Consider the following 26,065-nt stretch of genomic DNA (forward strand, 5'->3'; position numbering starts at 1 on the left):
ATCCACGGTTTGGGCTGACTATCGATCCTGGGAAACTCTGTGTGATGATCGCATTCGGGCGAGCTTTGCTAGCCATATGTTTTTGCAGTCTTGCATCGGCGTGCGCCAGTGCGCCGATCTCGATCGCCGGATCCAGTTTCTCGCCTCCGGATGCCCCGTCTGCTGCCGTGCATCGCCAGCTCGAGCAGTCGGTTCGCCAGTTCAACGAAGATTTGGGTGCGCGCGGGCTGATCCGAGAGGCCAGCTCCATGGACACGGCTATGCGCTGGATGAACCAGCTTGCCGGACAGTCCGATGAAGATCAGCCGGATGCTCTGACCGTCTATCTGGATACACAATCGATCATGCTGTCGGATGCCGGTGCGCCGGATCAGGTGCGGGCGGACATCGTCCATATCTGGCAGGGTGCTGCCGGCATTGATGCCGCTTCGCGCGCGCTGCTGGACGCCGGTGTCGGCCTGTCCCGCCGCGAGGCCACCATTGCCCTGGGTTCGGTCGAGCAGGCCATGTCCAATGCCCAGACAGCCCAGGCGGTTATCGAGTCGGCCATCCTCGAACTGACATCGCTACATGACGCCGATGCGCTGTCCGGCTTGCGCGTGGAGCGTGACCTGCTGACCCTGCGGATCAATGATTTGCGGGATCGGGCGGATGAACTCGCCGAGCTGCGGCGCCAGATGCGCAACCCTTCGATTTCCTGATGATCCATCCCGATGAGGTGAAGGGCTTCCTCGATCCCGGGGAAGGGCAGGAATTGGCGCAGCTGGCCGCCGAGGCGGGACAGTTGGGCCCGGTCCTGGAAATCGGCTCCTATTGCGGCAAGTCGGCGCTCTATCTCGGCCCTGCCGCCCGTCAGGCCGGGACTATTCTTTATACGCTCGATCATCACCGCGGTTCCGAGGAGCACCAGCCGGGCGAAGAATATCACGACCCGGAGCTGTTCAATACCAAACTCGGCGCGGTCGAGACGCTGCCGGCCCTGCGCGAAACCCTGTTTCGGGCCAAATTGGAAGACTGCGTCATTCCGCTGGTCGGACGATCCGCCGTGATTGCCGCCAACTGGACGACGCCGCTCGGCATGGTCTTCATTGATGGCGGACATTCGATGGAGGCGGCGCTGGCGGATTATCGCGGTTGGGCCGGACGTGTTGTTGCGGGCGGCGTTCTTGCCATCCATGACGTCTTCCCCAATCCGGAAGACGGGGGCCGGCCGCCCTACGAGATATGGAAGCTGGCTTGCGCCTCGGGTCTGTTTCAGCCGGTCAGGCGTACAGGAACGCTGGAAGTTTTGCGGCGGCTTTAGTCGCCGGGTACTCCGGCAGATGGTTTTTGACCAGCAGGTCGCTACCCCGCGTCAGGGTTTCGATCGCATCGGCTGCCATGATCAGCGCACCTGACGTCCAGGAAGGTCGCTCACGCGGCCAGATGATCGATTCCTCGAACTGCCACCCCATCCAGTATCCGCCATCGCGGGCAACCAGCGGAGACAGATTGGCGATCAGTTCGCCGGCCTGTCTGGGCTGGCCGACGGCCTGGCAGGCCAGAGCCAGTTCAGCCGTTTCAGCGGCGGTGACCCAGGGCTGATCCGAGACGCAGCGGCACCCCAGGCCCGGTTCGACAAACTCTGCCCAGCGCGCATACAGGCGGGCGCGCCCCACATCGATCGGCAGGACGCCCGCCAGCACCGGGTAATACCAATCCATGGCAAAGCCGCGCCGGTCCGTACCCTTGCGGTCAAAGCGGGCATCGTTCTCCCGCAGCGCGGCGCCGATACGCCGGCGGGCCTCGGCCCAGTCCTCGACCGGTTTGCCCAAACGGCGACCGATCAGGCAGGCGCATTCCAGCGCCTTGTAAAGGCTGGCATTGCCGGCGCGCAGACTGTCGATTTCGGTCAGCGTCTGCTCGTCGCCCCGGGCCCGCCAGACGACATCGCCATGCGCAGTCTGGTGGCCGAGGATGAAGTGCATCGCCGCTTCGATCATGGGCCAGTAACGCGGCAGCATGTCGAGGGCGTTCAGGGCCAGCAGGCTGCGCAGGACCGTAACTGCCGCATAGCCGGAGAAATTTGTGTCGCGGGCGGTTTTCGGCGTGCCGGGCACCAGGTGACGGTTGGCTTCGTCCAGCGGTACCGAAGCACCGAGATCGCCGGTCCAGCCGCCATCGCTTTCCTGACGCTCCATCAGGGCCGCCAGTGCCTTGAAGGTTTCCGCCTCACGACCGGCGATTGCCAGGCCCATGGTTGCCTCACCGTGATTCCAGGCATCCCATACACCGGCCTCGATCCACGGGATGGTGCCGTCGCTGCGCTGCAGGGACGTGATGTGATCGGCGCAGGCCCTGATATTGACCGATCGGCTCATCAGCTTGTCTTCCGGAAATACATGACGACCGACTTGCCCATGACCGGGTCCAGCACCCACTCCATGGCCCGTGTCAGCCATGGGCGTTTGATCAGATCCCACTCCAGGAAGCGGCGATAGAGTGCGATCAGGCGATTTTCCTCCTGCGTCTCCCAGAACGCGCAGCGCAGCCACCAATAGGGACTGTGCAGCGCGTGGGCCCAGTGGCGGCGAAAGCGGCGGAAGCCCTGCTTCTCGACATCACGCCTGAAGGCATGCGGCTTGAAGATACGGACATGACCGCCCGGCGTGTTCTGGTACCCGAAGGATAACCACCAGCAGATTTTCTCCGGCCAGTAGCGCGGCACCGAGGCCGCGAATATCCCGTCCGGTTTCAGAACCCGTCTGATCTCGGTCAGAAATAGCTCGGGATCGGGCACGTGCTCCAGGACTTCCGAGCAGATCACCCGGTCGAATGTGTTGTCGGGGAAGGGAAGCTGGTCGCCGGTTCCGGCCGTGAGGACCGCGCTGCGCAGGTCCGAGGCCGGCTCTGGCGGTGGCAGTTCGAAGAACTTGTCCAGCGCGATGCAAACGTCCTCATGGCTCAAATCCAGCCCGACCGCCGTGACCGGCGTTTCGTCCCAGTACAGCCCGTGCAGGTGCCGACCCTGGCCGCAGCCCAGGTCGAGGATCCGCATGCCGGGCTCCAGCGCCAGGCTATCGATCTGGATGGTTTGCATCGATCAGCCCCTGCCTTTGTCTGCAAGGGCTTCGACATACAGGTGAGACGCCGCGAGGGCGTGCTTGGACCAGCAAAATTCGCGACGGGCGCGGATCGCGGCCTTTTCGCCCAGCCGTGCGGCGGCATCGGGCGAGTCGAGCAGGCGGGCAATATTGCCCGCCATGGCGTCCGCGTCGCCGGCGGGAGAGATCAGGCCGGCATCTCCCACCACTTCCGGCAGGGCACCGCCATCACTGGCGACCACGGCCGCGCCGCAGGCCATGGCCTCGGCAGCGGGAAAGCCGAAACCCTCGAAGCGGGCCGGGCAGGCCACAATGTGGGCGCGGCGGTACAGGTCGGCGACCTCTTCCCGGCTCAGATCGGATGATGTCGACACCCGGTCGGACAGTCCGTGCGCGGCCAGCATGCGCCTGGCGGGACCGTCGCGCAGGGTGCCGATGATGTGCAGGCGGGCCGCGGGCCTGGCCGCCGCGACCCGGCCCAGCGCTTCGATGAGCACATCGAGGCCCTTGATCGGAACGTCGGCGCTGGCCGTGGTCACAATGAGGCCGGCCTCGCGCTGCACCGAGAGGGCCGGGCGAAAAGTGTCATGATCGAGTCCGTTGAACGCGACCCGCACCCGTCCGGCATCAACACCATAGCGTTCGGCATGGGTGCGGCGTGCCGCGTCGGAAACGGCCAGATGGCGGGGCAGGGCGCGCGCGGTCTTGGCCTGCATTCCGATGAAGCGATACCACCGCCGGGTCAAAAGCCGTTCCCACCATTTGCGGCCCGCCGCGATCGCATAGTCACGGTCGATGGCGATGGGATGATGCAGGGTGGTGATCACCGGAATGCGGGCATTGATGCGAACCATCGGAGCCGACAGTGTCTGATTGTCGTGTATGACATCGAAAACCCCCTCATGCCGGGTCAGGAAACGGTCGAGGCGGCGGCCGAAAGCGTAGAGCTCGCCAAAGGCGCCGGAGTTATGGGCCAGCCATTCCGACAGGTCGGCCCAGGATGTCAGATAGCGGGGGCGGAAGGCCAGAAAGGCATTCTCCTCGGCAAACAGGTCGAGCGAAGGCAGTTCGTGCAGGGTGATGCCGGGGTCGAGTTCGGGGTAGGGCGGGCCGGACGCCACCGAAACATCGTGTCCCAGGGCCTTCAGTGCCCGCGTCAGTTCGCGCAGATAGACGCCCTGTCCGCCGACATGGGGGTGCGAACGATAGCCGGTGACAAGCACGCGCAGCGGCCGCACCGGCGTGACGTCACTCTCCTTTTCCATCCTTGTGGAAACAAGGGTATGTCCGTCCATGACGCGTGATTCCGGCGGTGGCAATTGAGTGGCGAACCTATAGAAGTGAACAATGTTCGCCAAGCGGGTCTTGTTGCGGAATTGCGGCGATGCAGCGAAGCAGGTGGCCGGCGTGTTTGCCGGGGCTGGAGTGACAGGTTGGAGTGATGGTCAAACCGACAGCCCTGCGCTTTGCGACCTATTACGGCGCGTTCTATCTGATGTTCGGGGCCTTCCTGCCCTACTTCCCGCGCTGGCTGGACGGTCGGGGCCTGTCGCCGGAGTGGATTGGCTGGATTCTGGCGGCGGGCATGATCGGTCGGACACTGGTGTCGCCGATCGGCGCACGCTGGGCTGATCGCGCGGTGCGACATCGCGATCCGATCCTCGCCTTCGCCATAGGCAGCGTTATCGTCTTCGCCCTTCATCTGCCGGTCTCGACGCCTTGGATCCTGCTGGTCCTGTCCTTTGCCACAGGTGCGCTGGTGTTTGGCCAGATTCCGGTAACCGACGCCTTTGCGATGCGGGCGGCGCGCGATCACGCTTTCGAGTTCGGCCCGGTGCGGGCCTTCGGCTCCGCTCTCTTCATTGTCGCCAACTTCAGCGCCGGAGCCCTGATTGACCGATTGGGCACGGAGAGCGTGCTGGCCTGGGTGATCATCGCCGGCGGGCTGATGGCCCTCGCGGCAACCTGGCTGCCGCCGGGGCACCGCCCGTCGGCTCATGTGCCGCGGCCTGACGAATGGGCGCGTCTGGGGCGGATGCTGGTTGGACCGCTGGGCCTCGCCCTCGCCGCGTCGGCCCTGATACAGGCCGGTCACGGGTTTTATTACGTCGTGTCCGCCAATGCCTGGTCGGCCCAGGGGATCAGTGGGGCGATGGTGGGCGCGCTGTGGGCGTTCGCGGTCGCGTTCGAGATCGCATTCCTGTGGTTGTCGGGGCGGGGCTGGCTGGGGCGGCTGAGCCCGGCGGGTCTGATGATCATTGGCGGACTGGCTTCCTTGCTCCGCTGGGGGCTGACGGCGCTCTCGCCGCCGGTATGGGCCCTGTTCCCCCTGCAGACGCTTCACGCCCTGACCTTCGCCGCAACCTATGTCGGCTTTTTGCGCTTCACCGCCAATGACATGCCCGACGATCAAACGGCCCTGTCGCAGGGCCTCAATTCAGCCCTGTCCGGCGGCATCGTGCTGGCGGTGGTTTCGACCCTGTCCGGCTATGCCTATGCGCAATACGGTGTGGGCGGCTTTGCCTTCATGATGGTGCCGGGCCTGCTCGGCTTGGCTGCAGCCGTCTTGTTGCGCCGTGTATCTTTACTCCCGCAGCGGGAAAATATCGATTAGGATCGGAGCGATGAGGGGTATGCGGGACGAATCGCTGGCGAGAGCGGAGCTGGTTGTGCGCGAGGAAGGCGAGCGCACGATCCTTGAGCCCCATGGCGATTGGGTCATCGACACGATCGGTCGTCACGACAACGCCATCCGTGCGGTTGAGGCCAGTACCGACCCCTGCAACATCATCGTCGATTTCACGCATTTGGGGCGGGTCGACACGGCGGGTGCCTACCTGCTGGGGCGTGCGACCCGCAAATGTCCGACGCCCGATGCCGATTTCCACTTCATCGGGAGCCACCGGACGGTTCGGCGCCTGATCGAGGAGGTCCGGATGCGGACCCAGGTCTGTGGGCCGGACGAAGTGCCGACTTTCGGCTTCATCAACGCCCTGTCCCGTTTCGGTGCCGGCATCGAGACCGCCTACCAGGAAGCCGTCGACACGTTTGCCTTTTTCGGCAAGACGTTGACGACGGGCCTGAGCTGCTTCTTCCAGCCCTGGCGCTTTCGCCTGACCCCGACCGTGTGGGCGATGGAAGAGGTCGGCGTGAACGCGTTGCCCATCGTCGCCACACTCACCTTCTTCATCGGGGCGGTGGTGGCGTTCATGGGGGCCACCCTGTTGCAGAGTTTCGGCGCGTCGGTGTTCACCGTCGACCTGGTCGGCCTGTCCATCCTGCGCGAATTCGGCGTGCTGATCACCGCGATCATGCTGGCCGCCCGGTCCGACAGCGCCTTCACCGCGTCGATCGGGGCGATGAAGATGCAGCAGGAAGTCGACGCCATGCGGGTGCTCGGTCTCGACCCGTATGAAGCGCTGGTCCTGCCGCGGGTCGTGGCTTGTGTTCTCATGGCACCGCTTCTGACATTCGGCGCGATGGTGGCCGGTATATTTGGGGGCATGCTGGTGACCTGGTCGGCCCAGGATATTTCGCCGGCCCTGTTCTTCACGCGGCTGCACTCGGAAATCGACATCAGTCATTTCTGGGTCGGCATGTCCAAGGCCCCGGTCTTTGGCATGGTTGTGGCCATCATCGGCTGTCGCCAGGGCATGCAGGTCAAGGGCGATGTGGAGTCGCTGGGGCGGCGGGTGACGGCGTCGGTGGTTCAGTCGATCTTTGCCATCATCGTGCTCGAGGCCCTGTTTGCGATGATGTATCTGGAGCTGGGGATTTGAGCGACGACATCCTCATCTCCGTGCGTAATCTGCGCAGCGCCTTTGGACGTCATGTGGTCCATGAGCATCTGGATCTGGACGTCCGTCGCGGCGAGATCCTTGGCATTGTCGGTGGCTCGGGAACCGGCAAGACCGTCCTGTTGAACACCATTCTCGGGCTGAAAGAGCCGGAGGGCGGGGAAATTCGCCTGAACGGACAGCGGCTGGCCGACATGTCGGCGCGGGAACGGCGCCGCATCGACAGCCGGCTTGGCGTGCTGTTCCAGAACGGCGCCCTGTTCACCTCCCTGTCGGTCCTTGAAAATGTCATGGCGCCATTGCGGGAACATATCGACATGTCGATACCCCTGATGGAAGAGATCGCCGGCATGAAGATCGGGCTCGCCGGGCTCGATCCCAGCGCGGCTGACCGGTTTCCATCCGAGCTGTCCGGCGGCATGCGCAAGCGTGCAGCGCTGGCGCGGGCCCTGGCACTCGACCCGGAGATCCTGTTCCTCGACGAACCGACCGCCGGCCTCGACCCGATCGGCGCCGCCGCCTTCGACAATCTGATCCGGGAATTGTCCGACGCGCTCGGTCTGACTGTGGTCATGATCACACACGACCTCGACAGTCTTTACGCGATTTGTGACCGCGTGGCGGTTTTGGCCGACAAACGGGTTGAAGCTGTGGCACCAATCAGGGAGTTGTTGGCCAATCCGCATCCCTGGATCCAGCAATATTTCCACGGTCCGCGCGGGCGTGCCGCGCTGGCCGGCAAGGAGAGTTAGATATGGAAACCAAAGCCCATCACGCCCTGGTCGGTCTGTTTGCCGTCCTTCTCCTGGCGGCCGGCGGTTTTTTCGCGCTCTGGCTTGGCAAGGTCTCGTTCGACGAGGACTACGCCTTTTATGACATTGTCTTTGATGGCCCGGTGCGTGGATTGCGCGAGAGTGGGGAAGTTCGTTTCAATGGTATCCAGGTGGGTGAGGTCACCGAGCTGGAGCTGGATGACCAGAGCCGCGTGATCGCCCGCATCCGGGTGTTGGCGCAAACCCCGGTGCGTACCAACAGCGAAGCCCAGCTCGAGCCGCAGGGTCTGACCGGTCTGTCCTATGTCCTGATTACTGGCGGAACGCCGGATGCCCAGCGTCTCGAGAGCCCGGCCAACCGGCCGGTTCCGCGAATTTTTGCCCGCCGGGCGCAATTGGAAGGCCTGGTCGAGGGATCGGAGGATGTGCTCGATGCGGCGCAGACGGCCCTGTTCCGGCTGACCGCGCTATTGTCCGAGCAGAATGTGAATGAGGTCTCCGAGACGCTGACCAATCTGCGTGAGATCACCGACCGGCTGTCCGAGGAGGAGGCCCTGATTGCTGACATGCGCAACACGCTCGCAGGGATCGACACCGCCGCCAGTGATATGTCGGCTGCCGCCATGTCCTTGCAGGAGTTTGGTGTCACCGCCACGGCCTTCCTCGACAATGAGATGACCCTCGCGACCAATGAGACCACGCTGGCTGCCATGGCGGTCAACCAGGCCGCTGCTGACACCAACCAGATCGTGCTGACCCTGCAGCCGGCGATTGAGAGCCTGGCGGACAGCGGCATCGAGGACCTCAACCGGACCCTGTCCGACCTGCGCCGCGTTGTGGCGTCGCTGGAGCGGATTACGTCTGAAGTGGAAAGCAATCCGGGCGGCTTCATTGCCGGAGCGCCCCGCGAAACCGTGGAGGTGCCGCAATGAGCCGGTCCCGTTACATCCGTGCAGCCCTGGTCGGCCTGAGTGCCCTGTCGGTCTCGGCCTGTGTGTCGCTGTTGCCGGAATCCGAACCGGTCTCGGTATACCGCCTGTCCTCGCCGGAGCCGGTTGCGCTGCGGGGCGACAGCTGGACGGTGATCGAGATCGACGTGCCCAATGCGCCGCGCGGTTTGTCCGGCGACCAGATCGCCATCATGCAGGACGGGTCGAGCCTCGCCTATATCCACGGCGCGCGCTGGATTTCCCCGACCCCGCGATTGTTGCAGAGCCTGTTGATCGATTCCTTCAACGCCCATGACGGTCGTCTTGCGCCGACCCGGTCTGATGATGGCATCCGGGCGGACTATGAATTGCGCCTGGACATGCAGGAATTCGAAGCGGTGTACGACCGCGGCGCCGACGCGGCGCCTCTGATCCGGGTCCGGATCTCAGCCCGTCTGGTCGCTGAACAGGGGCGGCGTTTCGCCGGTGCCCGGGTGGTGACGGCTGAGGTCCGCGCGGCGGCCAATCGCACCAGTTCGATCGTACTGGCGTTTGACGAGGCGGCTCATTCCGCCAGTCGAGAAATCGCGGACTGGACGGCCGGCCGGACCGCACACGCCGGCGACTGATCTTTCCGGTCCGAGAACGGGCGGACGGGCTCAGCTGTCGCTGGAGCCTCCGTCTTCCTTGCGACTGCGGCGCCCGGCCTTTGGTGCCGGTGCATCGTCCTCGTCCGGCATGGACGACAGCAGGTCTTTCCAGCGCCAGCCTGGCTCGCCGCCGGAAGCGCCGCTGCGTCGACCGCCGCGCTCCGGGAAACCGACAGCATTTTCGGCGCGCGGCTGGGTGGAGGCCTCGGAATGGCCGAGCGGCCGCTTCATGTCGTCATCGACCGGCGTGTCGGCGTCGGCCTCCTCCCCATCACAGACGGGTTCTGTCTCGGCAGCCGGGCGGCGCGACTTGCTGCGGCCGGCCAGGGGATCGGGCAATTCGTTGCTGGCGAGTTCCGGTGCCCGGCGGCCACCGGCCACCGACCCCATACGCAACATGAAATCGGACAGCAATTCATAGTTCTGGCGGATGCGGGCCTGGAAGGCCGCGTCGATTTCCTGGGCTTCTTCGGCAGCTGCCATGGCGGCAGCATTGAGGCCCTCGAGGCCGCGACGCAGCGTGTCGGCGGTCTCTTGGGCGCGATCGCGGGCGACGCCGGGCAGTTCTTCGAGGCGTGCGGTCATGGTCTCGATGTGGCGTTCCACCGTCTGGGTTTCAGATCGGGCCGAGGCCAGAACGGCTTCCAGACGCTTGCGAACAGATTCCGCGGCCTCGTCGGCAGCGACCGAGGCCCGCTTGGTCAGCTTGTCCGCCTCCGCTAGCCGCAGGTCAAAGGCTTCGTCAGACCGGCGGGCGGCGGCATAGGCCGCTTCGTTGGTCTGTTCGACCTTGCTGGCGACGATATCGGCCTGGGCTTCGATCGCTTCGATCGCCGCGTCGGAGACAGCCTTGGCTTCGTGTGCCGAGGCGATCAGCCGGGCGAGTGCCGACTCGTGCTCCTGGGCGGCGCTTTCAGTTTCCGACCGGACCCGCCCGGCCATGCCGTCGGCGCGTTCAATCGCGGATTCGACCGCCTCACGGAATGCAACCGCACCGTTGGAGGCTGCCGAGTTGAGGGCGTCCGCCCCGTCCCTTGCGGTCGAGGCCATGACCTCGAGCTCGGCCTTGTGGAAGTCGAGCGCAGCGGCGATTTTTTCCTGCTCGAGCCGCAGGGCTTCGCCGGCATCCGCCAGGCGCTGGCGGTGTTTGACATAGGCCGCGTCGAGATTCTCCGAACGTTCCTTGAGGCCGTCGGACAGCTCGCGCAGATGGCCTGTGCGCTCCGCGATGACCAGTGCGGCGGCGTCGCTGCGCTCGGTCACGGCACTGCCGGCCTCATTGAGATCCTGGACACTGGCCCGGATGCGTTTCTCGCTGTCGGTCGCCTGGCTGGCCGCAAGTTCAGCCGCCGCTGCGACCATTTTGGACTGGTCGGAAATCGCCGCGGCAATCAGGGCCGCCTTGTCATCGAGAGATTCGGAGACTTCGCCGAGGCGCAGGCGTTCGGTCCGCAGCCCTTTCAGAAGGTGTTCGGTTCGGTCACGGGCGTCGGTCGCCGACTGTTCCAGCGACTCGGCGTGATGGCTGATCACCTCTTCCATGGCCGCGAGACGGGCGAGGGCGCTTTCGAGCGCCGAGTTGATCCGCTCGACCTCGCCGGAAACCGCGTCGGACAGGGTCTGCACTTCGTGTCGTGCGTACTGGGCCGGCTCGGCGAGCTTGCGGATGGCGAGCTCGACCCGTCGTGTATTGGCCGAGTTGCGCACGATCTCCCGTGCCATCATTCCGGCAATGATGAAGATCAACGCAGGCAGGAGCGCAAAGACAGAGAGACCCGTCAGTTGTCCGAACCCATAGCGGCCCAAGGCTTCGAACGACTGGATACCCAGATATCCCCACAGGAAGGCGCTCGCACCGCCGACCCAGAACAGCGCAAAGCAATTGCCCAGCCAGACCAGCCAGTTGCCGCCGCGAGGCGGCGCGTCGGCATGACGTCCATTGTCGGACGCCGGAGTGGCAAGAGCGGTTGGGGTCGCTTGTGTCAGCGGGGTTCCCTTGTCCTCATCGGCCATGGTCATCTCCGCCAGTTCGATCGTGTGGTCTGTGTTCGTCTCGGTCATTTGGGGCCTGATCGCTGCGATCTGCATTGCGGCGGGCCCGCATGCGCGAGCCTGTCGGTGCTTGATATCATGACAGAGAATAAGGCCAGATGCGCGTCAGGCACACAGATAATCTATGCAAATTCAATATTTGCACCGGAAAGATGACCTGACCGGGCGCCGGGCGAGGGTGATCAGCTGGCGTAGACGAGTGGTGGTGCTAGCAGTTCCGGCACTTCGCGCGGGTCGCCGATGGGCAGCCATTGCTGACAGGGGTCCGACATCAGATTGGTCCGTGCAGCCTTCACATCGACCGCGCCAACCCACATGACCGCCTCGCGGTATTCGGCCGGTTGTGCGGACTGGCCCGACACGCAACCGCTGACAGCGTCAGCCTCGATGCCGATCGATGACAGGGCAACGATCGCAAACCATTCGATGATGGAGATAAGAAACTGGATCATGTCAGGTGTGCGTCCCGGACCCGGTTGGTATTGAACATGTGCCTAGGACCTGCATACGGTGCTGGCAATTCACGTAACATGAGAGGTTCGTGAAGAGTTGGTAACAACATGGCCAGAATGGGGCGCGCGCCCCTTGGAGCGGACATGAACGAGGCGAGCGAGGCCGAGGAAGCCGGTGTCCTGATCATGCTCGGCGTGACCGTTTTCGGCTTGTTGTTCGCCAACCTGTCCGGCTTCGCTCATGTGTGGGCCGCCGCTGACATCCTGCCGCTACAATCCGCAACGCCCGGCGCATTCGACACGCTGGCCTGGTGGGCGGGCCAGACGTTCGTGTCGTGGACCTTCAATATCCTGCTGCTGGTGCTGTTCGGGTCGGCGCTTGCGCTGCGGCATCAGCAGGACGGAACCCGAGGCCTGGGCTGGTTATTCGTGGCCGGGCTGGCACTGGCCTACCTGTTCTGGCACGGCGAATTGCTGACCGTCCTGGCGCTGGCGGGAATGATTGCGGTGCCGATGCAGGCTTTGCCGACCGCGACCCGCTGGATGACGCTGAGCGGGCTCATCGGCGGGACATTCCTGATCCTGCTGACCGGTGCCGGCATTACGGCGCTGTTGCCGGACACGATGGGCCTGGCCGATCTGCTCGGCCTCGACGCGACCCGCATTGCCGACATTGAAGCGGCGCATCAGTCCGGCTTCTGGGCCCGGCTGCCCGAGAACATGGCCACGGCATTGCAGTTCCATCTCGTCGAAGTGTTCTTTCTCGGTGGCGGTGTGCTGGGCCTTGTCCTGCTGGGAATGGAATTGGTCGAGCGTCGCTTCTGGAGCGGCAACTGGCCGGTCATGCCGCTGGTGCTCGGCGCAGCGACGGCGCTGGGCATCGGCCTGCCGCTCAATGGCTGGAGCGCGTTGAACGCCATGAGTGCCGGATTTGCGCCCTCGCAGGCCTGGGGCGGTATTGCTGCCCATGCGACCGGAGCGGCATTGGCCGCCAGTGGCTATGCCATGCTGGGAGTGCTGGCGGTTCGCTACCGGGTTGCTGAACACGTCCAACTATTCCTGATCCGGGCCGGTCATGTCTGGCTGACCCTTCATGTCGGACAGATCGTCTTGCTGACGCTCGTTTTTTCGGGTGTCTCCGGGATCGCCCTCTACGGGCAAATGGGTCCGGCAAGCCTGTTCGGGCTGGGCCTTGTGCTGGCGATCGTACAGGCGGGAGCGGTATGGGCCATTGACAGATGGCTAAGGGTAGGGCCGGTCGAGTGGCTTTTGGAGGGCCTGTCCAACCGGCACTTTGCGCGCTTGCGCCGAAACTGACCGCCCGTCATCCCGTCCCGTCAGTCGTTAGCACGCACCGCCTCTGCCGGGAGCGCAGGCCGATGTGCCCAGGCCGCAGCCGTGAACGCGGTCCAGCGAAAGTGTTCGAACTAGCTATCCGCGTCTGGCTGGTTCTCCGGGAGCGCATCCTGAAAGGCCGGCAGCGCTTGGCAGGCCGCATCGGCAGCCTCCAGTACCGGCCAGGCCGCGACATCCAGACCCCAGCGCCGGGCATTGTAGAGTTGCGGAACAAGATAGATGTCGGCGAGGCCGGGTGTCTGTCCTCCCAGATAGTGGCCGGTCCGCGGCGCGGCCCTGACCAGCGTCTCCAGGGCGTCGAGGCCACTGCGCATCCAGCGCTGGGCCCAGGCCTTCATGCCGTCGGGGCCCTGTCCGAGGTCACCGGCGACGGTTTTCAGGACGCGCAGGTTTTGCAGCGGGTGGATGTCGCAGCCAATGATCGAGGCCCACCCGCGCGTGCGGCACCGCTCGACCGGGTCCCGCGGCAGGAAGGCGGGTTCAGGCCAGGTCTCGTCGATCCATTCCAGGATGGCCGGCGATTGCAGCAGGCGGTCGCCATCATGCTCCAGCACCGGCACCAGGCCCTGTGGCTGGATCGCCAGCCAGTCAGCTCCGGACTGTTCGCCGGTTTTCAGGTTCACGGCAACCTGCTCATAAGGCACGCCCTTCAGATTGAGCGCGATCCGAAGGCGGTAGGCCGCGCTTGAGCGCCAATAGCCGTAGAGTGTTGTGGTCATCGCTCAGAGCCTTTCGGTCAGGGTGAAGTCCAATGGCGGCAGACCCTCGATCCGCGCGGCAACACTGTCCCCGGGATTGAGAGCGCCGACGCCGGACGGCGTTCCGGTGAACACCAGGTCGCCGGCCCGGAGCGCAAAATACCGGCCCAGGCGGGCCAGCAGGTCCTGCGGCGGCAGGATCATCTGCCCGAGATCCCCCAACTGCCGTGTGTCGCCATTGACGGCGAGGCTGATCGGGCCGGCCGCCGGCGGCGGTCCGGGGCGCAGAGCGCCCATCGGGGCGGAGTTGTCGAAACCCTTGGCAATCTCCCACGGCGCCGACTTGGCCTTGAGGCGGGCCTGCAGGTCGCGCTTTGTCAGGTCGACACCCGTGCCCGATGCAATGATGGCTCCCCCTTCGCCCAAGGCCAGGACCAGCTCGACCTCATGGTGCAGGTCCTCGGTCCCGGCCGGATAGGGGATCGCCGCCGCGCAGGTGATCGCGGTCGCCGGCTTGGTGAAGAAAATCGCTTCGGCGGCCTCCCCCATTTCCTTGGCATGGTCGGCATAGTTGCGGCCAATGCAGAATATCCGGCTGACCGGAAAAGTGCGGCTGTCGCCATCGAGGGCGAGACGCGGCGGGGCGGGGCAGGGGATGATATCGCTCATTCCCTATCGATAGCCGAGCGCGCGGCGCTTCGTCGAGCCAACAAACGTCTTGCAGCTGCAGCCGGCATCCGGCACCTGTGAGGCATGACCGAGCCGACAGAGACCCCGCCCGCCCTGAGCCTGCACGACTATCTGCCCTATCGGCTGGCCGTGACGTCGAACCAGGTCAGCCGCGTTGTTGCACACGCCTATCAGGCCCGCTTTGGCCTGACGGTGTGGGAATGGCGGGTTATCGCCCTGCTTGGCGAAAAGGAGCCAATGACGGCCCAGGCCCTGTCCGACATCGCGGCCATGGACAAGGTCTCTGTCAGCCGCGCGGTCAAGGCGCTGGTCGGCCGTGGACTGGTGGTTCGGGCTGAACGGGCGGCCGACCGCAGATCGCGTGACCTGCGCCTGACCGACACGGGCCGGACGCTGTACAGGGACATCACGCCGGTGGCGCTCGGAGCGGAGGCTGACGTCCTCGACGGCTTGGACGCAGCGGAAGTGGCAAGCCTGGTGAGATTGCTCGAAACTGTCCGCGGCCGGGCCGAGGAACTTCTTGGCACCGCACCGGACTAGCCTCCCTGTTCGGAGACGATCCGCCCGGCCGCCCACATGGCGATCAGTGTGGAAAGCGCAAAACAGCCCGCTCCGAACAGCGGCCGGGCTTCGAGCAGGAGATTGCCGCGCAGGCTGAAAACGATCAGCGCGATGACCAGCACGTCGGCCATGGACCATTTGCCCAGGCGTTCGAGCCATTTCAGGGAACTGCCGCGCCGGGCTGATTCTGTCTCGCCCGCTCTTCCATCCGAAAAGACCTGCAGCCGCCACATCCAGACCAGCTTGGTCAGCGGAAAGCCGATCGAGAACAGCGACACCGTGGCGGCCAGCAGCCAGTCTCCCTCGGCGGCGAGGGTGAGGGCGAGCCCGAGGATGGAATGCTCGTCACCCCACAGTCCCAAATGCCGTGTTTCAAGCGCCGACAGGGTTAATCCGGGGACGAAAAGGACGCTGGCTACAAGCAGGATCCCGGTCGTCAATGAGGTTGATCTGCGTTTCCCAGCCGTCTGCATGACAACATTCAGTCAGAGGAAGAGGGCCGAATAGCGGCGGCGATCGCAAATTGTGTGGCAACCCGCGACGCGGTGTCGAGCCTCGCCCTGCTTACCGATGACGACGCCGTCGGCCTCGGTGCGCTGCACAATGCGACGCACTCAAGGTTGTCAGCGTGCCGACAAGGCTTTGTGAGCCTTGTAATATCCAATTACCCGGACGAAATGCATGGTTAATATCCCTCGCCTAGTTCCACCCCATACGCCGCACTGCGGTGAAATGTGGAACAGGACGGGGTGTCCCCAATGCGTAAATTCATTCTGCCGGCTCTGGCTGGCCTTCTTGTCTCAACACCGGCGATGGCCGAGACAACGCAGCGCGATCTGGAAGTGATCGGTCGCGCGCTCGGTTTCGTCGAGGGCGCCTCCGGATCGGATCGTACCGTCGCCATTGTCTATGACCCGGGCAGCGAAGCCGAGGCCCAGGCCCTGGCTTCGGCCATGGCCGGCGGCCTCTCGGCCGGCCGCGTCACGCTGAATGCGCGCCTCGTACCGATGGCCGACGCGGGTGCCATCGGCGGCGCCGATGCCGCCGTCTTGATCGGCGGTGCAGCGGGCGATGCCGCGGTGTATTCCGCCGCGAGCTCGGCCGGTGTCATGACGGTCTCGACCGAGATGAGCTGTGTGGAGAGCGCACAATGCGTGATGGGTGTGCAGAGCACGCCGTCAGTCCGGATTGTTGTCAATCGTGGTGCCGCTGACAGCTCGTCGGTCTCCTTCGCCGCCGCCTTCGCCATGATGATCGAAGAAATCTAAGCGCAATTCGAGATTTGAAAGAGTAACTGCCATGAAGACCCAATTCCTCACGACATCGATCTCCGTGCTTGCGCTGAGCGTCGGTTTCTCCGCCGCGGCTGCTGCCCAGTCGCTTGACTATGCTGCCATGGGCGATTTGTTCGGCGAGCCGGTTACGGCGGGCGCCACGGGCGCACCGCAACGGTCGTCGGATGTGCCTGCGACAATGATCATTATCACCCAAGCCGATATCGAACGTTTCCCGGAACGCGATATTCCCGGCATCCTGCGTCACTTCGCCGGTGTCGACAGTGACCGTTACACTTTCGGCCAGGGCGAAGCCTCTGTCCGTGGTTACAACCAGCCGATGGCGCCCCGTCTGCTGGTGCTGGTGAATGGTCGCCAAGTCTATCTCGATCACTATGGCTATACCAACTGGTCGGCCATTCCGGTCCAGCTCTCTGAAATCCAGCAGATCGAAGTGGTCAAGGGCCCGCAATCGGCCCTCTACGGTTTCAACGCGGTGTCCGGCGTGGTCAATATCGTGACCCGCAATGCCCGTTTCGGAGAATATCAAACGGCCACCATGTCAATTGGTGACGGTGGCTATGCCGAGATGAGTGCAGTGGCCGGCTACCAGTTTTCTGACGCTGCCGCCCTTCGCCTGAGCATTGGCGGAAGCCGCGCCGACCAGTTTGATGTCGGGCCGTTCGGAAACCTTCCCGGTGCGACCACATCCGAGGCCTATATTCCAACGGTCGACTTTGATCGCTTGACCGGCGCCGCCGAATTGAGTGGCCGGGTCGGCTCGGTCGACTATTCGATCGAGGCCACCTATGCCCACGTCATCCAGCCGGAAGTCTTCCCGCTCTATTTCACCGGCGGTGCCGACACGACGTCCTCGTCGATCAAGGGTGAAGTGTCGTCGGACACGGATTACGGCATCATCACCGCGCGCGCCTATCGCAATGAGCTGACCGCTGACTACACAACGACGCCGGCCCAGACCGTCTCTGTCCCCTACGACAATTCGGTCACGGTTGTGCAGCTGCAGGACATCTTCAAGGTCGGTACCAACAACACCTTCCGGATTGGCGCCGAATGGCGCGAGAACGAGATGACTTCGACCCCGGATGCTGGCAATGGTGATGTCAGCTATACCGTGACGTCGGTGTCGGGCATGTGGTCGCGCAACCTGAATTCCGACTGGACGCTCACGCTGGCCGGTCGCTACGACATGCTCGACCTCGAGCGCTCGAGCGCGCCGTCGCCCTTCTTCGGCTACAGCCAGGCGGACTACGACCAGTCGGTCGACGAATTCAGCTATAATGCGGCTCTGTCCTGGAAGGTCGATCAGCGATCAACCTTGCGGCTGACCACAGGCCGCGGCATCCAGGCGCCGTCGCTGACCGAGTTCGGCTTCACACTGACCTCGCCGATCGCCACGCCGTTTGGTCCGCTGCCGGCTGCCTTTGTCGGCGATCCGACCATCCAGCCGACCCTGATCACCTCCTACGAGTTGGCCTATGACCGCCAGCTGACCTCGAATGTTCAGCTGCGAGCGGCGGTGTTCCAGGTTGAAACCGAGAGCCTCAAGGGCTTCTTCGGGGCCGCGCCGGATTTCGTGGACCTGACGACCACGCCTATCCCGACCTTTGCCTTCCGCTTCTCCAACCAGGGCGACAGCTCGATGCTGGGCGCGGAAATCTCCCTGACCGGCGAACATGGTCCCTGGCGCTGGGGCACGAACGCCTCGGTCTATGACATCGAAGACAGTCTCACCGTCAACCAGGCCGGATTTACCCATCCCGTCGCGTTCGAGAGCGGCACGCCGGACATGCGGCTCAACGCCAATCTCGGGTGGAGCGGCGATGGCTGGACAGTCGATGCCTACGCCAACCATGTGGCCTCCTCGACGCAGCCGCGTGAGTTCGCCTTCGGCCTTCCGACCCTGGTCGATGTCGATGCCTATACGGCCCTGTCGGTACGGGTGAACCGTGAAGTGAATGATCGGGTCGATCTCAACTTCACCGCCCAGAATGCCAATTTCGGTGATGGCGAGCAGGTTACATCGGGTCCCGGTGTCGCCGCGCGCTACTGGTTCGGCCTGACCGCCGACTTCTAATCAATAATGACTCCCGGCCGCCGCACCTGGCGGCCGGGCGTTAACCCTGACTTCAGCGATTCGGGCGAAATGTTCGAGTAACGGCAAAACCGCCAATCGGTGATGTCATCCGGGAGACGACCATGGGCAAGCTAAAATCCATCTTCAAGCTGACGATTGCGCAATCCTTTGCGGTCGCGCCTGTCGCGGCGATCATCGCATTGATTGCTGTCGCTGGTCTGGGGGCCTGGTCCCTGCAGAACGGCTCTGACAGCCAGCAACGTGCGATGCGGGAGATGAATGTTGCCCTCGAACTCACCGACCTGAAATCCGAGCTGCAGACCATCAACAGCCAGGTTCTAGCCGTGGTGACCTCCCAGGCTGCCGGCAATCCGATCGATGTGATGGCCGAGTTTGATGCGGTCAGCTCCCGCGTTGACGGCCTGTCTGCCCGCATCGTCCAACTGCAGAGCTCCGGAGCGGACATTGCGACCGCCACCGATACGTTCGACAGCCTGGTTGAGCAATTGGCGCTCTACAAGGACGCGCTCGACTTTGTCGGTCAGATGCTGGAACTCGACTTTGCCAGCTCGGTCGCCTTCCTGCAGCCGTTTGATGCGGTGTTCGCCGAAATCAGCGCCGACCTCGACGGCCTGGCCATGGAAGGTGCCTCGCTGGCCCGCATGGACGCCGCCGACACCCAGGCCGCCGCCCGCAACTCCATCATCCTCTTCATTGGCCTGACGGTCGGTGTCGGTGTTGCCCTGATTGCCCTTGCTGTCCTCTTCGGTCGCCAGATTTCCAACTCGGTCCGCAAGATCGCTGCGGCGACGGAAACCCTGGCCGATGGAGACTATTCCCTCGATATCGGGGCGCTGGAGCGCTCTGACGAATTGGGCGCCGTGGTCGAGAGCCTGCGCCGTTTCCGCGAGAAGGGCCTGCAGGCCGAGGAGCTCGAGAAGGAGCAGCGCGCCCAGGCCGAAGCCAATGAGCGCCGCGCCGCCAAGCTCAATGACCTTGCCCAGACCTTTGACGCCGAGGTCATGGCGATGCTGGGCGAAGTGAACGAGGCCTGTTCCTCGATGTCGGCGATCGCCGAACAATTGTCCCATGCGGCGACCGAAGGGTCCGAGCAGTCCGGCCAGATGGCAACGTCCGCCGCGCAAGCGTCGGCCAATGTGGAATCCGTCGCGGCGGCCTCGGAAGAGCTCACCGCGTCCATCGCCGAAGTCACGCAGCAGATCCAGGGTTCCTCGGACATGGCCAGCCAGGCCGATGAACGGGCGAAGTCGGTCCGTGCGGTTGTCGACAATCTTGGCGCTGCAGCCCAGGAAATCGGCAATGTGGTCCAGCTGATCAACGACATTTCCGAGCAGACCAACCTGCTGGCCCTGAATGCGACTATCGAGGCGGCCCGCGCCGGTGAAGCCGGCAAGGGCTTTGCGGTCGTCGCTTCGGAGGTCAAGTCGCTGGCTGCCCAGACCGCCAAGGCGACAGACGATATCCGCGACCAGATCCAGGCCATCCAGGAAGCGGCGGCGTCGTCCTCGGCCTCAATCGAGGACGTGACCCGCGCGGTCGGCGAGATCTCACGGTCGGCATCGGCAATTGCCGCAGCGGCGGAAGAGCAGAGCGCCTCGACCCGCGAGATCTCGAGCTCGGTCTCGCATGCCGCCACCAGCGCCCGGGCCGTTTCGGACAATGTCGATGTGGTGTCCCGCTCGGCCCGTCAGACCGGCGACGCATCGCAGGATGTGTTGCGGGCCGTGCGGACCGTGTCGGAACGTGCCGAGAAACTGAATTCCACCGTCGAAACATTCCTGACCGAGGTTCGCGAGGCAGGCTGATCTCTCCCCCCAGATGTCGCCTTGCAACACAAGCGCCCGGACCCTCTCCCCCCTCGGTCCGGGCGCTTTCTTTTTTGGGGGGCGGGCCGCCCCGTCAGTTCTCGCCAAACGCCCGCGCCGGCAGCCGGATGATCTGGGCGGCGAGGGCGGCCAGCGGGCCGGCGAGCCGGTTTCCGGACGTGCTGGCGTCGGGATTGAAGGCGTGGTCCAGGGCGCCACTGGCGGCAAGTTGCATCAGGGTCCTGGAAGCCGCGAAATCAGTGTGCCCGATCATTGTGCCGTCTCGCAGCCCGGTCAGGTCCAGCACGGCGATTCCGTGAGCGATCAGGGTCTCCTGCTGGGCCCCGATGCCAAGCCGGGCCTCGCCGCCACCACTGAGCGTATCGGAGACCCGAAGCGCGTGGTCACGACCGGACACCAGCACCGTCATGTTCGCCGGCGGCGGTTCGATCGAGGCCAGCTGGTTGAAAAACACGTCATGATCGATGTCCGGCATGGCGAGAATGACTGGGTCGATCTTCGCCAGGACATCGCTCCGCCCCTCAAGACTCAGTTGTCGCAAGGCCTCCATGGTTACCTGTGCCCCCATTGAGTGGGCGAGCAGAGTGACCGACAGGGACGGACTCTCGGCGACGGCCACCAGCAGGTCTGCCAGCCCGTCCCGGGCAAACAGGGCGCTGTCCCTGTCCTGAAGATAGGCTGTCACGCGCCCAGCCGACGGCCAGGCATAGTGGACGGCGACCGTGCCGACGCCGAAGTCATTGAGAATCTGGGCATTCAGGTAAAGCCCGTCCGAGAACGGCGTGTTGAAGCCATGCACGAATACCAGCACCTGCCGTTCCGCCAAGGGCAGGGCCGACAGCTGGCGGTCGAGCTCGCTCGACCAGTCCGCAGCGGTCATCCCGGCCTGATACCCGATCAGGCCGAATTCACGGGACGGGTCTGGTCGACGGGACGGATGGTTGATCTCGCCGGCAAGCCGGTTCGAGGGCACCCACACATCGGCCCGGGCGAAGGACAGATCGCCGCGCAAATTGCCAAGACGCAGAACCGGGTCCGGACTGGGCGCCCGCGTGGTCGCAATCAGGATCGCCTCGCTACGCCCGTCGGCTGCCGACGTCTCCATGATCGGAAGACGTGCCGGCGCATGGGTACAGGCGGCAAGTGTGAAGAGTGCGGCCAGGATGGCGAACAAGGGGTGAAATCTGGCCATGGACGAAACATCTCCCCGTGATCGCCGGAGCGGCGGCAAGGGTTTGACTTGTCACGCGGCCGGTCAGTTGGTCAATCGGGCCGGACGGCATTGACGCACACGCAAATTGATCCGTGTCAGCGCGGCGCTCTGGCAGTACCGAACGCTTCACCCGGATCTACACCCAGCAGCTAGACGCCCTGAACAAGCATCATGGCAAGGGCCAGCAAAAGGTGACCGTGGAGCATGTGACGGTGAATGAGGGTGGGCAGGCGGTTGTGGGGAGTGTTGGCGGTGCAGCCTCCCGCGGCGAGTAGCTGCTATCGGTTTTGGCTAGCGTCACATCCCGACCGGCTACGAGAAATCATATTCTGTGATGTCAAACGCTACGGCGTGATCTGGATGGCTTTCCAGAGGAAGAATGCCGCAGCCGCTACCGGCACTGAGAGTCCATACAGCAACTCAATCAGCGGGTGTTCACGTATCGTGCGAGGGTCTTGCGCCTCCAAAGAAAAAGCCGCTGAACCCCAGTTCACGCGCTCTTTTGTTGGCTCCCGCAACCTTGGGCGGCCAACTAACTAGCCGGACCAACCGCATCAGGTAGTTCACCGGCGCGAGTGGAAGATTGTAGATGACAGACAGTGCGAAGCCGAACGGCAGAATCCGGCCGTTGCGTTTCGTTTTGATCTCCCAGAGACCGAAGAATATCTGACTTCCCGTAGAGGTGACTGGCCACTTCTCACCGTGCTTGTGATGATGTTGTCGGCTACGTTCCAAGCCGCGAGCTGTGCGTCTAAGGTCGGAAGCTGCGGCGAGCCCCCAAAGAGCCAGCAGGTCCATACCCCACACGGGCATCTCAAACACCCACCCAAGTGGCAACTCCACCGGCGTCCACCAGTCGAATAGAGCGAATTTGAATTGCTCCATCATCTGTCGATAAAGAGACAGCGCATCACGCGCGATTTCTGAGACAATCTCGACGCCGTTCCATCTCTGTATGAGCGAGATGAGAGATGCGGTTCCCATGAGGATTCCGAGGATGGTGAAGACGGACCCGAACGGGTTCCAAGACCTGCGTGGTGTCTGGGTGGTGTCGGTCATCCTACGCCTCCCGTGAAAAACCAATTCTCGACAAATGCCAAACAAATCGCGGTGCCCGCGAGAAATATATTCAACAGATAGAACAGTACCGCAAACCCTCTAGCGTCCACTCGAAACGCTCTCGGCACGTGATAGCCCAACCAACGTCCGGTGGTAATCTTGGCTACCAACAGAACAACGAGGTTCGCGGGAAGAATGAGACCAAAAACGATGGGCAAAAAAGGAACTAGCAGCGCGAATAGCATTATTATGAAACCGACCATCGCGGCGAGGGTCAGTGCTGGGAAACAACTGAGGGCAACAACGGCGCATAAGATGGCTTGTATCGGAAAGCGAGGCCCCGGTTCATCAGAATAGAAAAACGCTGCGACCGGAGAGAGCCCCGCAGACAACGAGCCTCGCACCCATGCCGCCGTAATCACAATGGAAACGGGAAGAACGGCTTGATACCACTTCGGCAGCTCCCATCCCCACAGCCCGACAATCCATTCTGGAACGAACGCGAAGAACGGCACGATTATCGTTTCATAGAATTCCACAAACTCCATAGAGATAGGTCCGATGCCGAGCGGAATCCAATCCCGGAACACTGCATAGATTGACGCTGCCGCGAATGGCGCGGAAAAGATGGCCATCATCCAGTTGAAGAATGCTCCGGATGGTTGGCGCGATTCAGGCGCGTTCGAACTCTCAGATGAGGTGCTTTCAGCCATATCATCCCCCTTTGGTTGAAACCCTAGCGGGAGATGTCGAGCGTTTCTATGACGTGTTTTGGGGAGTTTTGCGCTGGCCTCGCCAGGCGGGCGGCTCCGGTTTCTGGTGGTCTCCGCGCTACCTTGAACCGGCCCGCACGCGATGCTTCACGATGTCGGCTGCGGTGTGACGGACAACACAAACGCCCACCGTAGAGCACGTGACGGTGAACGAGGGCGGTCCGCAATGCTAGCTTGTTCAACGCCAGTAGGTCTGTGCCGCGTAATGGGCGGCTAAGTGAACCGCTCCCTACACCATTCTGGCTGCAATCGCTCGATTTCGCGCTCCTGTGCGCCCAACCGGGCCCCATTAGGAAATCTCAGGCACTGCTCCACCTCGCCGGTTAGGCGATCTACTCGCGTAATGTGCACAATGGCTTGGGGGCCAGGCGCGGTGCTGATTTGGTATCGTTGGGTCATCGCGAGCATGGCGATAGCAAATGCTAGAGCTATCAGAGCTAAGGATAGCCAAACTGGCGAGTGTGTTTTTAGCCATTCTGACAAATGAGGCCTCCAGAAATAGGGGGGATTGAACTTCCGCTCAACGACACATTCGAGGTCTTGCGCCTCGGCAGGACTGGGAGTGTTGGCCAACGCCGCCACTGCCAACGCGATGAATGCCCAAGATTTTGCCGAAGGTCGCTCCGGTGCAAACGCTCAAGCCACAACGTAACGTGCGACAGTTCATCGAGCAACGAACAAGCAAACGGGCAAGTGGTTGGCGGATTGATGTTTCTTGGTAGCGCAGTGGTATCAATCGCGCATTCGCGCAGCTCGGCAACCAGCATAACTTATTGAAAAAATTGGTGCGCCCACGAGGGCTCGAACCTCGGACCCGCTGATTAAGAGTCAGCTGCTCTACCAACTGAGCTATAGGCGCGCCGGTTGGGAAGCGGCGGAAAATACGCCGACGCGGCGCAAAAGCAAGCCATTCCTTTGCCCGATTGCACATGCCTGCCATGCGTGGACGCGTGGCCGGTGAACGGTGCCAGGATGGCGGGCGGAACCGGTGCTCCGGTTCCGCTAATCGCCGGTTATTCGACCTGGGCGCGGCCGATGGTTCCCATGTCGCTGCCGAACCAGATTTCGCCGGTTGCCGGCAGGTAGCTCATGTGACGGACAACACCGCCGCCAGACGGGATGCCGGTGATGGAGACGAACGCCTCGGCAGCCGGGTCAAAGCCGACAAACCAGTTCGGATCGACACCCGTTTCCACGAACCAGACCCGGTCCCGGCCATCGACGGCGAGGGCGTAGGGCCGGGCATTGGCGCCCGACGGCATGGCCCATTCGGTGATCGACCCGTCGGACGGATCGAGCACGCCGAGATAGCCATCGGCAAAATCGCCATACCAGATGCGACCGTCCGACGTGATACCGAGGCGCCGCGGGCGCGCGGTGTCCCGGGGCAGGTCATGCTCGGTGAGCACCATTGTCTCCGGGTCCACGGAGGCGAGCTTGTGGGTGCCGAACAGGGCCACCCAGACCGTGCCGTCCGGGGCTTGCTTGATGCCGTAGGCGCGGGCACCCGGGGTGGGCACCATGACCGTGGCCAGCTCACGCGTCTCCATGTTGAGACGGCTGACCGAATTGCTGCGCTGGCTGGTGAACCAGATATTCCCGTTGCCGTCGAAAATCTGGGTGTGCGGGTCGGCAACGGTGTCCGGCGGCGTTTCCACATAGTCGAATGTCTCGCTGGCCGGGTCGTAAATGCCGATGTGGGCATCCCGATTGCCGGCATACCAGATCCGTCCGTCGGGATGGACGATCAGATTGTGCGGACCTGCACCCTCGCGCAGGTCGGTGCGGGTCATCTCACCGGTCGCAACGTCGAGGCGGCCGATATAGGAGTTGGCCTGGCCGACGAACCAGACCGTTTCACCGTTCAGCGTGTCGGGGTCGCGCGGACGACCTTCCCATGGCACGTCCCATTCCTGGATGTCGACGGCATTGAGTTCGCGGCTCCCGGCGGGCGCGGTGACGCCATCGGCGGGGCGGGAGGCTTCGCTTGAGGCCGGTGTCGGCACTGTGCCATCGGCCCCATCGTCGCCGGGGACGGTTTCAGGCGCCGAGCAGGCGGCGAGCAAGGCGCAAATGGCGCCGGCAGCGGTCAGGTGAAAGCGGTTTGTATCGTGTGGCATAACGGGCCTCCCTCGGCGCGAAATTATCGTGCCGAGGGCGGGCCTTCAAGCGTATTCCAGGTCCTGGGCTACCAGTGACGGCGAGGCGCGCGCAGATAGCGGACCAGCCGTGCCGAACCCCGCACGGTATAGTTCCGGCCATGGCGATCCCGGCAGACACGGACGCTGACTATGGCTGGACGCCCGCGAAAACGGGAGCGTTGGCTTTCGCTCCAGCAACGCGACTGGTGGCGGCGGTAATCGCGATAGTCGTGGCGGCCCCGACGACGGTCACCATAATCACGGCGCCCGCCACGACGGTCACTATAGCCGCGGTTGGAACCCCGACGGTCCCGATAGTGGTCGCGCTGGCGATGATGGCGCCTTTGCAGCCGCTTCTCGCCGGCCTCGGCAACCTTTTCCTGTGCCGGTGCGGGTGCAGGTGAGGGTGTTGACGTCGCGGCGGCAAGGCCACCGGCGCCGATCGCCAGGGCAAGGCCACAGACGATGGTTTTGACAGATCTGAACATGTGATCCTCCCGATTTTGCACGGGAAATCTGACATTTCGCGCCTGACGCGAATGTGAACACCTTATTCACCAAGATGAGTGATCGCCCTTGGCCGGGCGGCGTTTTAAGGGCGCTGTTAAGGCGCGGGCGC

At 63.6% G+C, this 26,065-nt stretch carries 26 protein-coding genes and 1 tRNA gene; 13 read left to right on the forward strand and 14 right to left on the reverse strand.

The annotated features are described in order from the left end of the window. The first annotated feature begins 248 nt into the window (after window positions 1–248). Both VOI18_RS12335 and VOI18_RS12340 read left to right on the forward strand, forming a co-directional pair. Window positions 249–701, forward strand: a complete 453-nt coding sequence (locus VOI18_RS12335) for a hypothetical protein (protein ID WP_323762719.1) — start codon at window positions 249–251, stop codon at window positions 699–701. Next, a complete protein-coding gene (locus tag VOI18_RS12340; RefSeq protein ID WP_323762720.1) occupies window positions 701–1,303 on the forward strand; it encodes a class I SAM-dependent methyltransferase in 603 nt (200 codons plus the stop codon). Before VOI18_RS12335 ends, VOI18_RS12340 begins: the two co-directional genes overlap by 1 nt. Here VOI18_RS12340 and VOI18_RS12345 read toward each other — a convergent pair. From VOI18_RS12345 to VOI18_RS12355, 3 genes are read right to left on the reverse strand one after another with little or no spacing between them, the layout of a single operon-like run. Then, window positions 1,263–2,360, reverse strand: coding sequence for a hypothetical protein (locus VOI18_RS12345; RefSeq protein WP_323762721.1), 1,098 nt, complete (start codon window positions 2,358–2,360; stop codon window positions 1,263–1,265). The two genes, VOI18_RS12340 and VOI18_RS12345, sit on opposite strands and share 41 nt — an antisense overlap. Continuing rightward, entirely contained in the window at window positions 2,360–3,079 is a 720-nt protein-coding gene (locus tag VOI18_RS12350; protein WP_323762722.1) for a class I SAM-dependent methyltransferase, read from the reverse strand. The genes VOI18_RS12345 and VOI18_RS12350 overlap by 1 nt, the downstream gene beginning before the upstream one ends. A 3-nt stretch (window positions 3,080–3,082) precedes the next feature. Continuing rightward, window positions 3,083–4,378: a glycosyltransferase family 4 protein gene (locus VOI18_RS12355; RefSeq protein WP_323762723.1), complete on the reverse strand. Its 1,296-nt coding sequence runs from the start codon at window positions 4,376–4,378 to the stop codon at window positions 3,083–3,085. Between the two features lie 146 nt (window positions 4,379–4,524). Between VOI18_RS12355 and VOI18_RS12360 the strand changes: the two genes are divergently transcribed. From VOI18_RS12360 to VOI18_RS12380, 5 genes are read left to right on the forward strand one after another with little or no spacing between them, the layout of a single operon-like run. Then, on the forward strand, window positions 4,525–5,697 hold the full coding sequence (locus VOI18_RS12360; RefSeq protein WP_323762724.1) for an MFS transporter: 1,173 nt from the start codon (window positions 4,525–4,527) through the stop codon (window positions 5,695–5,697). A 19-nt stretch (window positions 5,698–5,716) separates the two neighbouring features. After that, window positions 5,717–6,862 (forward strand): ABC transporter permease, encoded by a 1,146-nt coding sequence (locus VOI18_RS12365; RefSeq protein WP_323762725.1) that lies wholly within the window; start codon window positions 5,717–5,719, stop codon window positions 6,860–6,862. Further along, window positions 6,859–7,632 (forward strand): ABC transporter ATP-binding protein, encoded by a 774-nt coding sequence (locus VOI18_RS12370; protein ID WP_323762726.1) that lies wholly within the window; start codon window positions 6,859–6,861, stop codon window positions 7,630–7,632. Before VOI18_RS12365 ends, VOI18_RS12370 begins: the two co-directional genes overlap by 4 nt. A gap of 2 nt (window positions 7,633–7,634) precedes the next feature. Beyond that, window positions 7,635–8,585 (forward strand): MlaD family protein, encoded by a 951-nt coding sequence (locus VOI18_RS12375; protein WP_323762727.1) that lies wholly within the window; start codon window positions 7,635–7,637, stop codon window positions 8,583–8,585. After that, window positions 8,582–9,211 (forward strand): ABC-type transport auxiliary lipoprotein family protein, encoded by a 630-nt coding sequence (locus VOI18_RS12380; RefSeq protein ID WP_323762728.1) that lies wholly within the window; start codon window positions 8,582–8,584, stop codon window positions 9,209–9,211. Before VOI18_RS12375 ends, VOI18_RS12380 begins: the two co-directional genes overlap by 4 nt. Before the next feature lie 30 nt (window positions 9,212–9,241). Here the strand turns inward: VOI18_RS12380 and VOI18_RS12385 are convergent, their stop codons facing one another. Then, window positions 9,242–11,293 carry a hypothetical protein gene (locus VOI18_RS12385; RefSeq protein ID WP_323762729.1) on the reverse strand — a complete coding sequence of 684 codons (2,052 nt, stop codon included), beginning with the start codon at window positions 11,291–11,293 and terminating at the stop codon, window positions 9,242–9,244. Window positions 11,294–11,466: 173 nt separating this feature from the next. After that, the gene (locus VOI18_RS12390) at window positions 11,467–11,736 is read right to left on the reverse strand and encodes a hypothetical protein (RefSeq protein WP_323762730.1); all 270 of its coding nucleotides are present in this window, start codon (window positions 11,734–11,736) and stop codon (window positions 11,467–11,469) included. 144 nt (window positions 11,737–11,880) lie between these two features. On the opposite strand from VOI18_RS12390, the gene VOI18_RS12395 reads away from it, so the two are divergent. Continuing rightward, window positions 11,881–13,053 carry a DUF418 domain-containing protein gene (locus tag VOI18_RS12395; protein WP_323762731.1) on the forward strand — a complete coding sequence of 391 codons (1,173 nt, stop codon included), beginning with the start codon at window positions 11,881–11,883 and terminating at the stop codon, window positions 13,051–13,053. Window positions 13,054–13,163: 110 nt separating this feature from the next. On the opposite strand, the gene maiA is transcribed toward VOI18_RS12395, so the two are convergent. Both maiA and VOI18_RS12405 read right to left on the reverse strand, forming a co-directional pair. Further along, complete coding sequence (maiA, locus tag VOI18_RS12400; protein WP_323762732.1) at window positions 13,164–13,811, reverse strand: maleylacetoacetate isomerase; 648 nt, start codon at window positions 13,809–13,811, stop codon at window positions 13,164–13,166. A gap of 3 nt (window positions 13,812–13,814) precedes the next feature. Further along, window positions 13,815–14,459 (reverse strand): fumarylacetoacetate hydrolase family protein, encoded by a 645-nt coding sequence (locus VOI18_RS12405; RefSeq protein WP_323762733.1) that lies wholly within the window; start codon window positions 14,457–14,459, stop codon window positions 13,815–13,817. A gap of 84 nt (window positions 14,460–14,543) precedes the next feature. Between VOI18_RS12405 and VOI18_RS12410 the strand changes: the two genes are divergently transcribed. After that, a complete protein-coding gene (locus tag VOI18_RS12410; RefSeq protein ID WP_323762734.1) occupies window positions 14,544–15,020 on the forward strand; it encodes a MarR family winged helix-turn-helix transcriptional regulator in 477 nt (158 codons plus the stop codon). Here VOI18_RS12410 and VOI18_RS12415 read toward each other — a convergent pair. Further along, entirely contained in the window at window positions 15,017–15,481 is a 465-nt protein-coding gene (locus tag VOI18_RS12415; protein WP_323762735.1) for a paraquat-inducible protein A, read from the reverse strand. The genes VOI18_RS12410 and VOI18_RS12415 overlap by 4 nt on opposite strands. 318 nt (window positions 15,482–15,799) lie before the next feature. Between VOI18_RS12415 and VOI18_RS12420 the strand changes: the two genes are divergently transcribed. From VOI18_RS12420 to VOI18_RS12430, 3 genes are all read left to right on the forward strand, one after another. Next, a complete protein-coding gene (locus tag VOI18_RS12420) occupies window positions 15,800–16,309 on the forward strand; it encodes a hypothetical protein (protein WP_323762736.1) in 510 nt (169 codons plus the stop codon). 31 nt (window positions 16,310–16,340) lie between these two features. Then, window positions 16,341–18,413, forward strand: a complete 2,073-nt coding sequence (locus VOI18_RS12425; protein WP_323762737.1) for a TonB-dependent receptor plug domain-containing protein — start codon at window positions 16,341–16,343, stop codon at window positions 18,411–18,413. Between the two features lie 122 nt (window positions 18,414–18,535). Further along, window positions 18,536–20,239, forward strand: coding sequence for a methyl-accepting chemotaxis protein (locus VOI18_RS12430; protein ID WP_323762738.1), 1,704 nt, complete (start codon window positions 18,536–18,538; stop codon window positions 20,237–20,239). Window positions 20,240–20,333: 94 nt separating this feature from the next. Here the strand turns inward: VOI18_RS12430 and VOI18_RS12435 are convergent, their stop codons facing one another. After that, complete coding sequence (locus VOI18_RS12435) at window positions 20,334–21,452, reverse strand: alpha/beta hydrolase (protein WP_323762739.1); 1,119 nt, start codon at window positions 21,450–21,452, stop codon at window positions 20,334–20,336. A gap of 113 nt (window positions 21,453–21,565) precedes the next feature. Between VOI18_RS12435 and VOI18_RS12440 the strand changes: the two genes are divergently transcribed. Further along, a complete protein-coding gene (locus VOI18_RS12440; RefSeq protein ID WP_323762740.1) occupies window positions 21,566–21,748 on the forward strand; it encodes a hypothetical protein in 183 nt (60 codons plus the stop codon). Between the two features lie 160 nt (window positions 21,749–21,908). On the opposite strand, the gene VOI18_RS12445 is transcribed toward VOI18_RS12440, so the two are convergent. From VOI18_RS12445 to VOI18_RS12465, 5 genes are all read right to left on the reverse strand, one after another. Next, complete coding sequence (locus VOI18_RS12445) at window positions 21,909–22,532, reverse strand: hypothetical protein (protein WP_323762741.1); 624 nt, start codon at window positions 22,530–22,532, stop codon at window positions 21,909–21,911. Then, window positions 22,529–23,245, reverse strand: coding sequence for a hypothetical protein (locus tag VOI18_RS12450; RefSeq protein WP_323762742.1), 717 nt, complete (start codon window positions 23,243–23,245; stop codon window positions 22,529–22,531). Before VOI18_RS12450 ends, VOI18_RS12445 begins: the two co-directional genes overlap by 4 nt. Before the next feature lie 843 nt (window positions 23,246–24,088). Further along, window positions 24,089–24,164, reverse strand: a tRNA-Lys gene (locus VOI18_RS12455). Between the two features lie 154 nt (window positions 24,165–24,318). Next, a complete protein-coding gene (locus VOI18_RS12460) occupies window positions 24,319–25,425 on the reverse strand; it encodes a lyase (protein WP_323762743.1) in 1,107 nt (368 codons plus the stop codon). Between the two features lie 68 nt (window positions 25,426–25,493). After that, complete coding sequence (locus VOI18_RS12465; RefSeq protein WP_323762744.1) at window positions 25,494–25,934, reverse strand: hypothetical protein; 441 nt, start codon at window positions 25,932–25,934, stop codon at window positions 25,494–25,496. Between the last annotated feature and the right edge of the window lie 131 nt (window positions 25,935–26,065).

It is taken from the genome of Maricaulis sp. (assembly GCF_034670125.1).
In the GTDB taxonomy this organism is placed as follows: Bacteria; Pseudomonadota; Alphaproteobacteria; order Caulobacterales; family Maricaulaceae; genus Maricaulis.

Coding starts and splice junctions, on each gene's coding strand:
- VOI18_RS12450 (WP_323762742.1), bottom strand. CDS start 23,245: ATGGCTGAAAGCACCTCATCTGAGAGTTCGAACGCGCCTGAATCGCGC.
- VOI18_RS12445 (WP_323762741.1), bottom strand. CDS start 22,532: ATGACCGACACCACCCAGACACCACGCAGGTCTTGGAACCCGTTCGGG.
- VOI18_RS12355 (WP_323762723.1), bottom strand. CDS start 4,378: ATGGACGGACATACCCTTGTTTCCACAAGGATGGAAAAGGAGAGTGAC.
- VOI18_RS12405 (WP_323762733.1), bottom strand. CDS start 14,459: ATGAGCGATATCATCCCCTGCCCCGCCCCGCCGCGTCTCGCCCTCGAT.
- VOI18_RS12435 (WP_323762739.1), bottom strand. CDS start 21,452: ATGGCCAGATTTCACCCCTTGTTCGCCATCCTGGCCGCACTCTTCACA.
- VOI18_RS12335 (WP_323762719.1), top strand. CDS start 249: ATGGACACGGCTATGCGCTGGATGAACCAGCTTGCCGGACAGTCCGAT.
- VOI18_RS12385 (WP_323762729.1), bottom strand. CDS start 11,293: ATGACCGAGACGAACACAGACCACACGATCGAACTGGCGGAGATGACC.
- VOI18_RS12395 (WP_323762731.1), top strand. CDS start 11,881: ATGAACGAGGCGAGCGAGGCCGAGGAAGCCGGTGTCCTGATCATGCTC.
- VOI18_RS12390 (WP_323762730.1), bottom strand. CDS start 11,736: ATGATCCAGTTTCTTATCTCCATCATCGAATGGTTTGCGATCGTTGCC.
- VOI18_RS12420 (WP_323762736.1), top strand. CDS start 15,800: ATGCGTAAATTCATTCTGCCGGCTCTGGCTGGCCTTCTTGTCTCAACA.
- VOI18_RS12365 (WP_323762725.1), top strand. CDS start 5,717: ATGCGGGACGAATCGCTGGCGAGAGCGGAGCTGGTTGTGCGCGAGGAA.
- VOI18_RS12350 (WP_323762722.1), bottom strand. CDS start 3,079: ATGCAAACCATCCAGATCGATAGCCTGGCGCTGGAGCCCGGCATGCGG.
- VOI18_RS12375 (WP_323762727.1), top strand. CDS start 7,635: ATGGAAACCAAAGCCCATCACGCCCTGGTCGGTCTGTTTGCCGTCCTT.
- VOI18_RS12410 (WP_323762734.1), top strand. CDS start 14,544: ATGACCGAGCCGACAGAGACCCCGCCCGCCCTGAGCCTGCACGACTAT.
- VOI18_RS12360 (WP_323762724.1), top strand. CDS start 4,525: ATGGTCAAACCGACAGCCCTGCGCTTTGCGACCTATTACGGCGCGTTC.
- maiA (WP_323762732.1), bottom strand. CDS start 13,811: ATGACCACAACACTCTACGGCTATTGGCGCTCAAGCGCGGCCTACCGC.
- VOI18_RS12430 (WP_323762738.1), top strand. CDS start 18,536: ATGGGCAAGCTAAAATCCATCTTCAAGCTGACGATTGCGCAATCCTTT.
- VOI18_RS12340 (WP_323762720.1), top strand. CDS start 701: ATGATCCATCCCGATGAGGTGAAGGGCTTCCTCGATCCCGGGGAAGGG.
- VOI18_RS12460 (WP_323762743.1), bottom strand. CDS start 25,425: ATGCCACACGATACAAACCGCTTTCACCTGACCGCTGCCGGCGCCATT.
- VOI18_RS12425 (WP_323762737.1), top strand. CDS start 16,341: ATGAAGACCCAATTCCTCACGACATCGATCTCCGTGCTTGCGCTGAGC.
- VOI18_RS12465 (WP_323762744.1), bottom strand. CDS start 25,934: ATGTTCAGATCTGTCAAAACCATCGTCTGTGGCCTTGCCCTGGCGATC.
- VOI18_RS12380 (WP_323762728.1), top strand. CDS start 8,582: ATGAGCCGGTCCCGTTACATCCGTGCAGCCCTGGTCGGCCTGAGTGCC.
- VOI18_RS12345 (WP_323762721.1), bottom strand. CDS start 2,360: ATGAGCCGATCGGTCAATATCAGGGCCTGCGCCGATCACATCACGTCC.